Annotated in this window: 11 protein-coding genes and 1 pseudogene; 4 read left to right on the plus strand and 8 right to left on the minus strand. The window is 57.3% G+C overall.

Features of this window, described 5'->3' with window-relative positions; translation table 11 throughout:
* On the minus strand, positions 1-273 hold a 273-nt coding region (locus tag HV711_RS33325), incomplete at its 3' end, for a hypothetical protein (protein ID WP_217468976.1).
* 502 nt (positions 274-775) lie between these two features.
* On the opposite strand from HV711_RS33325, the gene HV711_RS32375 reads away from it, so the two are divergent.
* Positions 776-1,312 (plus strand): Uma2 family endonuclease, encoded by a 537-nt coding sequence (locus tag HV711_RS32375; RefSeq protein WP_035476864.1) that lies wholly within the window; start codon positions 776-778, stop codon positions 1,310-1,312.
* 146 nt (positions 1,313-1,458) lie between these two features.
* Here HV711_RS32375 and HV711_RS32380 read toward each other — a convergent pair whose 3' ends face one another.
* Both HV711_RS32380 and HV711_RS32385 read right to left on the minus strand, forming a co-directional pair.
* Positions 1,459-1,914, minus strand: a complete 456-nt coding sequence (locus HV711_RS32380) for a hypothetical protein (protein ID WP_035476862.1) — start codon at positions 1,912-1,914, stop codon at positions 1,459-1,461.
* 543 nt (positions 1,915-2,457) lie between these two features.
* Positions 2,458-3,668 (minus strand): IS3 family transposase gene (locus HV711_RS32385; RefSeq protein ID WP_175145618.1). Its coding sequence is split into 2 segments (ribosomal slippage): positions 2,458-3,353 and positions 3,353-3,668, totalling 1,212 coding nucleotides; the frame shifts between segments, so codons are not numbered across the junction.
* 94 nt (positions 3,669-3,762) lie between these two features.
* On the opposite strand from HV711_RS32385, the gene HV711_RS34130 reads away from it, so the two are divergent.
* Positions 3,763-4,308, plus strand: coding sequence for an NMCC_0638 family (lipo)protein (locus HV711_RS34130; protein WP_437342721.1), 546 nt, complete (start codon positions 3,763-3,765; stop codon positions 4,306-4,308).
* Here HV711_RS34130 and HV711_RS32390 read toward each other — a convergent pair.
* The 5 genes from HV711_RS32390 to HV711_RS32410 all read right to left on the minus strand — a co-directional run bounded on the left by HV711_RS32390 (position 4,305) and on the right by HV711_RS32410 (position 7,354).
* Positions 4,305-5,033, minus strand: coding sequence for a haloacid dehalogenase type II (locus HV711_RS32390; RefSeq protein ID WP_035476857.1), 729 nt, complete (start codon positions 5,031-5,033; stop codon positions 4,305-4,307). The two genes, HV711_RS34130 and HV711_RS32390, sit on opposite strands and share 4 nt — an antisense overlap.
* 562 nt (positions 5,034-5,595) lie before the next feature.
* Positions 5,596-5,814 carry a DUF6566 family protein gene (locus HV711_RS32395; RefSeq protein ID WP_035476856.1) on the minus strand — a complete coding sequence of 73 codons (219 nt, stop codon included), beginning with the start codon at positions 5,812-5,814 and terminating at the stop codon, positions 5,596-5,598.
* Complete coding sequence (locus HV711_RS32400; RefSeq protein WP_051223897.1) at positions 5,814-6,164, minus strand: hypothetical protein; 351 nt, start codon at positions 6,162-6,164, stop codon at positions 5,814-5,816. Before HV711_RS32400 ends, HV711_RS32395 begins: the two co-directional genes overlap by 1 nt.
* 370 nt (positions 6,165-6,534) lie before the next feature.
* Positions 6,535-6,798 (minus strand): hypothetical protein, encoded by a 264-nt coding sequence (locus tag HV711_RS32405; RefSeq protein ID WP_035476855.1) that lies wholly within the window; start codon positions 6,796-6,798, stop codon positions 6,535-6,537.
* A gap of 97 nt (positions 6,799-6,895) precedes the next feature.
* On the minus strand, positions 6,896-7,354 hold the full coding sequence (locus HV711_RS32410; protein WP_035476853.1) for a hypothetical protein: 459 nt from the start codon (positions 7,352-7,354) through the stop codon (positions 6,896-6,898).
* A gap of 388 nt (positions 7,355-7,742) precedes the next feature.
* Here HV711_RS32410 and HV711_RS32415 point away from each other — a divergent pair, with 388 nt between their 5' ends.
* Both HV711_RS32415 and HV711_RS32420 read left to right on the plus strand, forming a co-directional pair.
* Positions 7,743-10,511, plus strand: a complete 2,769-nt coding sequence (locus tag HV711_RS32415) for a type VI secretion system Vgr family protein (RefSeq protein ID WP_035476852.1) — start codon at positions 7,743-7,745, stop codon at positions 10,509-10,511.
* Between the two features lie 2 nt (positions 10,512-10,513).
* Positions 10,514-10,783 (plus strand): annotated as a pseudogene (locus tag HV711_RS32420) (hypothetical protein); the annotation flags it as partial.
* Positions 10,784-10,892 lie beyond the last annotated feature (109 nt).

Raw genomic sequence — 10,892 nt, forward strand, 5'->3', positions numbered from 1 at the left:
TCCCGCGCCTTGCTTCATCATGTGCACTTCTATCGCAGCGCGAGACAACCCGTTTCGTTTCATCTCGAATAGCGCGGGATGCCGATCCTCAAATAGACCGGGACGTAACAGGTGCTCGCGGTCATACGCCTCGAACATCTGTGAGCACAGGTGCGCGAGTTCCTCGAGATTCACAGCCTGCTCCGCATGTTCGACTTCTCCAGCGTTGAGTATGTCGTCGAGGACCGGGGCGAGGCGGCGAAGTCGCCGGAATGTCTCTGCATCTAGTTCCATTTCAGTTCCCGTGTTCGAGCAATAGGGCGCCCTTGGGCCGGCCGGCTCCGCGGCTGAACTGCATCCAATCCCAGATTTGTGTCGTCAGCACGAGCGGATGAAAGTCACACGAGGCTCGCGACGTCCGGAATTCGTCACTCGAGGTTGTTTTGCTGCAAGTCGACGTCTGTGTCCAGCGCGGGGAAGGAAGCACGCAAGCTATCTGGCCAAAGTCACACGCTAGCACTTCCTCAAAGCGCCCGCAGAATCTGACTTCGTGTGGCGGCGCCCGGTTCCCCAATTTTACTGCGACGCACAATAAATGTGGGCGTAGTAACGATTTCGCCGCTGAGCCGCTATCTTGTGCGGGTCACCGGACCTCCTGATATGGCCCGATAACAGCGAAAGACGTGAATCCATGCGCATTGCCTAACTTGATTGTGCGCTGCACACAAATAATGGCTTTTCAGTTGCTGACAAAGGGAATACCCTTAGGTCGTTCCCCCATTGGAGGCTTGCGGTTGTGTCTACTCTTCTCGAGCGAGACGGACTCGTTGCGACTTGGCGTCAGATTCGCTCCAACTCTGATTCTGAGTCGTGGGAATGCTGTGAACTGGATGGTCGTGGTGAAGCGGTGCCACATCCCAAACCGTCCGCGAGGCGCCAGATTGTTCAAACTGACGTCTTTTGCCAAATCGCCGAGCAGATTGGTCACGTGGCGGCAATGTCAGTCGCTGTGACGACAGCGTCATTCGGCATCCGCGTGCCTGACGTCGTTTGGATGCCGCCTGAAAAGTGGGAAGCGTTTGACAGGGACGCTCCAGTCCCCTTCGTGCCGGATTTGTGCGTCGAGGTGCTCCTTGACCGCAAGTACCCGCATGACATCGGTCCAAGAGTCAAGGCCTACCTGGAAGGCGGCGCACGAGAGGTCATTGTTGTTGGCCAGCGCGGGGAACGGCATTTCCACAGCGCGAACGGACTGCAGCCATCCTCGGCGTTCGGAATAACTCTCACACTTGAGCGTATGTACTTTGACGAGTTTGCCCCGTCGTCGCACTAGTACACGCCACCAAATCGAGCCGTCCTCGCTGCAAACCGGCATCTGCGGCCAGCGCAGCAAGCGCTGCGACGGAACGCTCGCGTCGTTTCACTAGCCATCAGCAATATTCGCTTCGGGCATCCAACTCTGTCTTGATTGGGCCGATTCTACGGCGTGTCTTTGCTCGCAGCTTTCCGCAACACCTCGATGTCATCCTTCGACAGGCCCTTCCTGAGCGGAAAATCCGGGCGCGCCCCGAAGACATAAGTTGTCCCGTCGCCGGTGGGCCGAACGTTTACTCCGATGGAGTGCGTTTGTCCGTCAGTAGTCTTGATGCTGAACTCAAACTGGAATAGAGGTGGCGTTTCCCACAGACCACTCCATCCGGTTCGATGGTCCTCGAACCAAACTGATATTGACCGAACCTGCTGCTCGGTGAGCGGCTCTCGGTGCCACTGTTGGTCAGCTCCCCGAACGCTGACTTCACCACCGTTGATGGGAGGTAAAGGGACGTCTTTGCCGCATCCAGTGAGATTTGCGATGATGGCCGCTGCAACGACGATTCGCAGAACGGGAGATAGCCAAACAACCCAGCGACGCACCAATTCTTTTTTTGTGCTCATGGCGCCACCTTGTCAAGGTTCGGGCGTTTTTCATGCAGTCAATACAATCCCAAGACTACAAAACTGACCGACGGCCGTCGATTAGTTGAGCCAGCAATTAGTTGACATCCTCTAACCAGACCGCGGCAATTCCATTTATTTGTGATGGAGCCGTGCGCCGCTACTCGAACCAAATCCTTCGGCCGAGGGTAATCGTTTGTTTGTCGGTCGTTTGTGGGCTAGGCCTCAAAGACGCGCTGGACCGAGGAAACACGGGACAGTAAAGTAATGTTGCTTGTGTTGGTCCCTATCTCGTGCATTAGCCCTATACACGTCTCTTAATACATAGCACGAAGTGGTTTTTGCAGCGCACACGTCTTCTACGCCTCCGCGACTGACTTTGGGCCATTCCATCGTGGCATGGTCTCTCTCACGAAGTGGTTTGCGCCGCGCGCAACAAGTGTTTTGAAACAATCGGCGGGGGATGCAATGAGACTACTAACCTGCTTTGCGGTTTTAATAGTTTCGGTGAGTGGATTTGCCCCCGTACTTCCGGACACCGCCTCACACTTGAGTTGATGATTCGGTCCTGCGCCGGAATTCACGTGGTGAACGGTATTTCAGCGCGCTATGTGGATGCTGCTCGTTGTAATGCTCGAAGGCGACTGCAAGGTTGCGTGCCGCCGTTGCAGCGTCGGGCTTCGGCATGAAACTCACGTAATCTCGCTTCATCGTTTTCACGAAGCTCTCAGCCATGCCGTTACTTTGCGGGCTGCATACAGTCGTCGTCAACGGCTTCAGGCCGATTTCGGCAGCGAAGGCGCGAGTCTTCTCGGCGATGTAGCCCGAGCCGTTATCCGTCAGCCATTCAATTTGCTCGGGGGCCTTCAGGTTGCCACCAAAGCGATGCTCCACAGCCGCAAGCATGACGTCGCGCACGATGTCACCGCTGTGGCCGCCGGTCGTCGCCGCCCAGCTCATCGCCTCGCGGTCGCAGCAGTCCAATGCGAACGTCACGCGCAGCGGCTCACCGTTGTCGCAGCGAAATTCGAAGCCGTCAGAACACCAGCGCTGATTGCTCTTGGGCACTGCGACCTTGCCTTCATGCCGGCGCTGCGGGCGGGGTGGCATCGGCCTGCGCTCCAGCAACAGGCCACGCACGCGCATCACCCGATAGACCCGCTTAACGTTCACTGCAGCTGCGCCTTGGCTTTCTCGCTCGTTTCGAAGCTTGCCCCAAACTCGTCGATAACCCCAGCTCGGCAAGTGCGCGATGATGCGTTGGATTTCTTCGACCAACCCAGCGTCGTTGGTTCGCCTGGCTGTGCGCCCATCACGCCAATCAGTCGGCCGCGCCAGCTTTGCCGTTATATTCGAGCGCGCTACACCGAGAACTTCGCAGACCTGCTTCACTGGTCGTCCCCCGGCAACGATGGCGAGCGCGGAATCCATTTTTTTGCTCGACCGTATTCGACGGCTTCGCGAAGGATTTCCGCCTCCATCGTTTTTTTGCCCAGCAATCGTTGCAGTTCCTTGATTTGCTTCAGGGCGTCGGCCAACTCCGAGGCCGGCACCACCTCTTCGCCGGCACTCACCGCCGAGAGGCTGCCATCCTGATAGAGCTTGCGCCAATGGAACAACTGATTAGGATTCACGCCGTGGACGCGAGCCACCATCGAGACCGTCTTGCCCGCCTCGAGGCTCTCCCGGACCATCGCCACTTTCTCTTCAACCGACCACCGCCGCCGGCGCTCGGGCCCCGTCAATACATCCATCACTTCTTGATTGGTGTTAGTCAAAAACACAGTCGTATGCCTACCCGCTATTGTAAGTGGGAGACTGTGTCCGGACTTTCAGGGGGCCGTTCCAGTGAGTGCCGCGGCACAAGAGGCTCCATCGTCTGCCGCAGTTGCGCAATCAAACGTAGCGACGCGACTATTCGTGGGTTTGTGCATTCCATCGATGGGCAATCGTGAAAAGTTGAGCGTGTTGGCAACTCAGTACAACCTGCGCGACGTTGACCCGTCGTTCTCTGAGAAAGTGCTCGGAGGGAAGACCGGAAAGGTGTGGTCAGCGCCGAGCCCCCTTGGAAAATTCATCGTCATCTGGCAATCGGACAATTCGTGCTCCGTATGGGCGAGGAGAGCCGACGCTGCTACTTCAATCCAGCATTTCAAACGGATATTGACTGGCACGCAACGCCCCGGTCTGCAACTGCGAGTTATTGCGGACCGTGACGTCGAGGGTCAAGGCGGGACGTATCACTATCTTTCTTACTTTCTGTCGAGAGACGGTCAAGAAATCGGAGCATTCGCGAGCATAGGCGCTACCTCTTCGGACGCAGCTGAGGTTCAGGTTCGATTGCGGCTTGAGCGAGCGAAGTCCAATGGGGTGCCCGATTCGGGCACCCCCTAAGTCGGACAGCCAAACTGTGTTGCCAGGTCATTTAGGTCGCCGGCAGCAAAGTCCCAGTTCCGCTCAGCTCGCAGGTCGCTCGTTTGGTTTGGACCATGTTCGAACGGCCTGGCGACAAATGCGGTCTTCAGACCGCACTGTCGTGCTGCCGCCAAATCTCCGTTGTGTGCCGCGACCATGCAGACTTCTTCGGGTTTGAGTCCAAGGATTTCGACTGTGTCGAGATAGACTTGTGGCGACGGTTTATAGGTTCTTACGACTTCCGCTCCAAGAATGGCGTCCCACGGCAATGCAGCACGTTTCGCCATGTCCACCATCAGCCTGATGTTTCCGTTTGATAGCGGGGCAATCATGAAGTGACGCTTGAGTCGTAACAGGCCTTCTACGGAATCGGGCCACGGGTCAAGACGATGCCAGGCGTGGTTAAGCTCGTCGAGCTCGTCGGGAGGGATTGAGCCGATGTTGATGCCGAAAGAGGCGATGACTTTGGCCAGGTTTTCCCTATGCAACACGTCAAGCCTGACATACGGTCGCCGGCCACTGCGAACCTCTTCCATTGAAGGCGTATATTCGCGTCGCCATGCGTCCGCAAATTCGAACGCGTCAACTGCAACGTTGTGACGGTCGAGGAACGGACCGACATCTCGAGCCACACCACTTCGCCAGTCAACGACGGTGCCGAAGACATCGAACAGAAGAGCCTTGACTACAGAATCACTGACCATTTCCTGAACCTCTCAATCGGTGCGCTGAAGCAAGCATACCCAGGAATTCTTTGAGTATGCGAGGGACCAGGCGCTGCTACCTGGCGGTAGCATATTTACGGTCGGCTTCAGTCAGAAGGCCCCAAGCTCCGGATATGGCCACCGCTGGGCGGACTCAATCCGCAATGGCGAAGGGTCCCTCAGCGAACTCGTTAGCGCCTTGCGCCAACCCTCGCGTCAGCGGCCTTTGCCGAGTGAAGGCTCCTACACCTGAGTCCTTCCGCCTAGGCGAGCAATGGTAGGCTCAATGCAGAGCGCAAGCATCGCGACGAACCGCATCTAAATTTTAGATTCCGCGTGCCTAAACCCCATTCTCTACATATGTCTTTACCTTCTTCTTCAAGCAAGAGGCTTCTTTGACATATCAAGCCATAAATTGGATGGGACTCTTTTTTACGGGGCCTCGGCGTGCACGGAGCTTTCCATAAGCACTTTTCAGAAAGGAAACGAAGTGTGATGCGTCAAGAGAAGCTCGTCCAACACAAATGTGAGGAAGTTCGGGCGTTGTCCGGTTCGGTCGTGGTCAACGGTGGCTATCAATCCAGGCTCGCGCCCAGTCGAGGCCGGCATGTTGCGCTTCCTCTTCTGTATCAAAGTACGCGAGAATGCCTGAGGCTTCAACGAGCTTGCCGCGTGCGGTTATGGTCCCGCTTGCTGCATAACGCTCCGGCTGCAGAATATCTTCCTGCTGCAGGATAGCGTGGCCCCACACGCTGTATCCGCTATAGCGCTCCGATTCCATTAGCGGGTGACCTCCACAGCGGCTCCGCGAGTGGTGACGCGCAGCACGTTACCCTCGGGCGTTATCTGCCGCGGAATATCTGACATATCGGGCTTGTCTGCCGGAATGGATTTTTGCACGTGGCTCTGCTTCGCCATAAGTTTGGGCGCCAAAGTCGTGGCACGTCGCGCGTGCACTTTCATCGCATGGGGAACGATGTGCCTATGCGCAGGAAGCGTGTGCGCAACACTGCCCTTGCGCGGGATAGTCGCACGGGCTTCCGGCGGATTCCAGACTTCCGAGTAGGTGCCAGCCGCAAATGCAGATGGCGCAAGTGCCGCCATCAAAACGGCGAGTCCGATTCGCTTCACATGTTCTCCTTGGCTAACTGCCGTTGCAGCGACTGTTTGCAGCCAATCCCCTGTCCGACGCATCCGCCATCACAACCGGGACAATTATGCCGGTCCCGTATGTCAGCGTTGACGCACCACACATTCTCCAACGTCGGACTTGCGGTGCCAACGGTGCGCCCATTTTCGCAGGCGTACAAGGTCGGTTCACCCGCTTTGCCGCGCCGGGCCGCATCTTCGACGCATTCGTCGCCGAAGGCATCACACAAGTTTGGTGAAGTCGTTGGTGACCAATGTGTGCGCCCACCGCGAGAAGAACGGCACGACGGCCGACTTCGCGGTCGTGCGACCGGCTTCGCCAAGACGCATTCATTGTCCATAGGTTGGGCGCTCACATCGGGTCGGAGACGAGACGGTCGTTGTGCGGCTTGCCTGGCAGCGCTGCGCCATTTGCCCGAATCGCGGCAATGAGTTCCGACGGCGTTATCTCGTACCTCACCTCGCGGTGTATGCCCGGCTTGCGTTCGTCAACGTCTGTCAGCAGCACGGCTTTCCCATCTGCTGACGATTCCAGGCGCAGCACGCGCACGGGGCTACCAGCCGTGTCGTATTCGGTTATCAGCGTCATCGCGCCAGAGGCGCCAGTTGCAGGCATGATGACTCTCCCTGTTATTCTCGATGCGCCGATTTTACCGGCTGTCGCGGCCAGGCCGGAAATGCGCGTGTGGGTGCCTCGTGCCCGTCTTCCCTGGTCACGGGCCCGCGTCCTGCCATGGCGTTTTCCGGTCACTCCCTGCGAATCGCAATAGCCGCCTTTGTGCCCCGAGCATGACACCGACAGGCGTACTCCCCAGTTGCTCGTCATGAAGTGCCAGCAGCCGTTCCAGAATCCCCGCGTCATCCGGGCTGACCTGCCAGACATCGTCCGCTGTCGCCCGCGCAGCGCTGCGCTCGAGCGCCTCGGCGGCTTCAGTAAACAGTCGATGGTCGACCGCTCCGAAGCCTGCTTCCCGAAGATACCAGGCCAGGTACAGCACACGGATGAGGTCGCTCAGCAGGTGCCCGTTTCCACTGCCCGCCCGCAATGCCGCGAGCGCAAGGTGATTGCGTAGCGAGAGTGAACGGACAGATTCTAACGTCGGTGGCAGAAGCGTGGCCTTTGCAGATGCCTTACCGGACGCATAGCGCCCCCCGTTTCTCTTTCTATTCATTTGGCATAAAACCCGTAAATCGATTGATTGTGATGCTGGCCCGTGAAATCCGTGTTCAATATTCCGTTTTCAATCTCGTGGAGTATGGTCGTCAATGACCCACCGGAAATGGCGGCAGTTTGAATCGATGACGAAAAGCGCCGCCGTGGATTGCAATATTTAACAATCTGAAGGTGCTAATTACGGGAGCGCTATGTGTCATTCGTCGGTAGCCGCCCCGGGAAAACATTTTTTTCAGAAAATGCTGGGATGGGGCAATACATGTCGGCCGGAAATATGTAAATGGTGTGTCAGACGGAGCGCGGCGCGTATTCGGTATTGTGCGATATTTGCGTTCGTCCTATGATTTCGGACGCTTCGAGATTTGAACTTTTCGGGGAATAAAAAGATGGGCGTGCAGGAGCTTGCTGCGGCAATTGGCGCAGGCATAAATCAAACTGAAAGGCTGGTCAAGTTGGACACGCCGCTTGGCGCCGACGCTCTGGTGCCTCAACGGGCAATCGGAAAGTCGCGTATCGGCCGGAACTTTGAATTTACGGTTGATGCGGTCTCCTTGCTCTATTCGCTTGAACTGAAAACGCTCATTGCCGGCCCGGTCACGCTGTGGATTCAACAGACCGACAAGACTTATCTGCCACACCATGGATATATCCATACCGCCCGCCGGCTCGGCTCCGATGGCGGACTGACCGCCTATCAGATTGGCTTTTCGTCCTGGATGCACTTCCTTAAATTCCGGAAGGACGCTCGCGTTTTTCAGGACCAGACTGTCGACGAAATTCTGACCGCGGTCTTCAACGGCCATCCGCAGGCCCAAGGTGCGTTCCGCTTTGAATTACAAAAGCCGCTGCCGCAACGGTCGTTTTGTGTTCAATACGACGACGACTGGAATTTCTGTCACCGGTTGATGGAATCGGAGGGCCTGTTTGGCTATTTCGAGCACGCCGAAGACGGCAAGTCGCACACGCTGGTTGTAACCGACGACGTGTATTCGCTGAAGTCAATCGAACCTGAAATCCTGCAATTTTCTCGCGTCGGTACCAATACTTCATCTGACGCCTGGGTCCAGTGGTCTGGTTCGCGCACGCTCCATAGCTCGTCGTTGTCGACGAGGACGTTCGATTACAAGTCCCCTGGCGACGACAAATCAACCATTGTGCCCACCTTGTCGACACATGGGAACCTGCCCGCCCAGACTGAGATATACGAATACACCGGTGCGTACACGCATCCGACTCAGGACCGCGGCGACCATCTGTCCAAGGTTCGGATGGAGGAATGGGAGTCACGGGCGAAGCGCTTCACGGCCGTCGGTGGCGTACGAAACATCGATACCGGGAAGTGGTTTGAACTTCAGGGTCATCCCGAGCATGACCGGGACGCTGAACAGCAGCGACAGTTCGCGGTTATTGAGGCGCGCTGGTACATCGAAAACAATCTGCCGGTCTCGACCACGGTCAATTTGCAGTACAGCCTGAAGACAGAACTCTCGCGGGCTCGCACAGCCCATGCAGAAACCGCCTCGGCATTTCATGTGGCTCACGACGACGGGAGCGAGGGATTCTATCTCGTTGAAGTCGAAGCCCAGCGCCGGACCGTTCCATTCCGCAGTCCGCTCGAGCACGTCAAGCCGGTCATGAATCTCCAGACCGCCACGGTCGCCGGACCGGCGAACGCTGAGGTCTTCACCGATGAGTTAAACCGAATCAAGGTCCGTTTTCACTGGGACCGCCTGAACAGCGGTGATGAAAATGCGTCCTGCTGGCTCCGCGTGGCCTACTCCGATACGGGCGGCGCCTACGGTGGTGTTCATGTTCCACGAGTCGGCGAAGAGGTCATCGTCTCTTTCCTCGATGGCGATTGCGACCGTCCCATCGTCACCGGCCGGGTATTCAACACCGACAGGTCACCGCACTGGCATTCGAACGGATTGCTATCGGGGTACAAATCCAAGGAGTATGGCGGCGCTGGCTACAACCAGCTGGTGATGGACGATGCGAGCGGCCAGAATCGGGTTCAGTTGTATTCGACCAGCACAAATGCGCACCTGCATCTCGGGTACCTCGTAGACCAGGCAGGCAACACCCGCGGGAGCTACCTGGGGAGCGGATTCGACCTGAAGTCCGACGCTTACGGCGCCGTTCGGGCGGGCCAGGGTTTGTACGTTTCGACTCATCCGGCGAACGGTTCGTCGAGCCAGCCACTCGACGTTCGAGACACCCAGCAGCAACTCATCAATTCCGAAAGCGTCATAGAGGCATTGTCAGGCGCCAGCGAGACGCATCAGGCTGAAAGCCTGAAGGATGGGCGCGAGTCGCTGAAAGCGCTCACCGATGCGACACAAAACAGCGTTTCCGGAACGTCGTCAGGAGGAAACACCGCTGGCGGAGGCACTGGCAACGCCAATGCCTTCAAGGAGCCTGTGATGCTCTTTGGGAGCCCGGCAGGCATTGCCCTGTCGACCCCACGCTCTACGCATGTCGCGGCCGACGAGCAGGTAAATATCGTCAGTGGGCAAAGCACGCATCTCGCGACGGGCAAATCCTTGATTGCCAGCGTGGGGCAACGTATCAGCCTGTTTGTGCAGAACGCGGGCATGAAGCTCTTCGCCGCCAAGGGCAAAGTAGAGGTTCAGGCACATTCGGACAACATCGAACTCACGGCGCAAAAGACCGTCAAGGTACTGTCGACCACCGAGAAAATCGAAGTCGCCGCTCCGAACGAAATCCTACTGACTTCAGGCGGTGCCTATATCCGCATCGCGAATGGCAACATCGAGATTCACGCTCCCGGGTCAATTGACGTTAAGGGCTCGCAACATTCATTCGATGGCCCGGCTCAACGCGACTATCCCCTTCCGCCATTACCGACGTCGAAATACGACGCCGCCATGCAGTATCTCTATCACGACAATGAGCCCGTTCAAGGTGCCAAATATGTCGCCACGCTCGCGGACGGCAGCACTCGCGAAGGTGCGTTGGATAGCCAGGGTCGAATGAGCCTGACGGACGTTCCAGTTGGTCCCGTCCAGGTGGCGCTTGGGCCGGACGCGCGAACCTACGCACGCAAGGACAAGACGAGCAATCCCGATTACAAGGGTGAACAACTCTCAGAAGCGGACATTGATTCGCTCATTAACAAACATGGGGGAGCCTGACTGTGGGTTGGTCGATTGACGATTTCAACGCCACCTCCATGGAGGTCGGCCAATGGTGCTGGGGCACCCTCGAAGGGGCATTCAACGAGAAGCAGACTATCAGCCAGGTCATCGTCGATGCAGTTGTGGGCATGATTCCGCTCGTTGGAGACGTGACGGCCGTGCGCGACCTCTTGGCCGTCGGCATCGATATGAGTAAGGACCCCAAAAAGCGGGAGGAGGTAATGCAGTGGGTCTTGCTCATCGTCCTCGTATTCGCGCTGATTCCAGTGGCAATGTCCCACAGACAGTTGAAGGTTGGGACGGCGGGTGCGGCATAGATTATGCGACCTTGCGATCATGGTCAATGTTGGATTTCGAGGGCGAACGCTTCAGGGCGGC

The sequence above is a fragment of the Paraburkholderia phenoliruptrix genome, from assembly GCF_902859825.1.
Taxonomy (GTDB): Bacteria; Pseudomonadota; Gammaproteobacteria; order Burkholderiales; family Burkholderiaceae; genus Paraburkholderia; species Paraburkholderia phenoliruptrix.

What these genes read in the sequence shown, in the direction of transcription:
- HV711_RS32410 (WP_035476853.1), bottom strand. Translation starts at nt 7,354, where the DNA reads ATGAATAGAAAGAGAAACGGGGGGCGCTATGCGTCCGGTAAGGCATCT.
- HV711_RS32395 (WP_035476856.1), bottom strand. Translation starts at nt 5,814, where the DNA reads ATGGAATCGGAGCGCTATAGCGGATACAGCGTGTGGGGCCACGCTATC.
- HV711_RS32405 (WP_035476855.1), bottom strand. Translation starts at nt 6,798, where the DNA reads ATGCCTGCAACTGGCGCCTCTGGCGCGATGACGCTGATAACCGAATAC.
- HV711_RS32390 (WP_035476857.1), bottom strand. Translation starts at nt 5,033, where the DNA reads ATGGTCAGTGATTCTGTAGTCAAGGCTCTTCTGTTCGATGTCTTCGGC.
- HV711_RS32380 (WP_035476862.1), bottom strand. Translation starts at nt 1,914, where the DNA reads ATGAGCACAAAAAAAGAATTGGTGCGTCGCTGGGTTGTTTGGCTATCT.
- HV711_RS32415 (WP_035476852.1), top strand. Translation starts at nt 7,743, where the DNA reads ATGGGCGTGCAGGAGCTTGCTGCGGCAATTGGCGCAGGCATAAATCAA.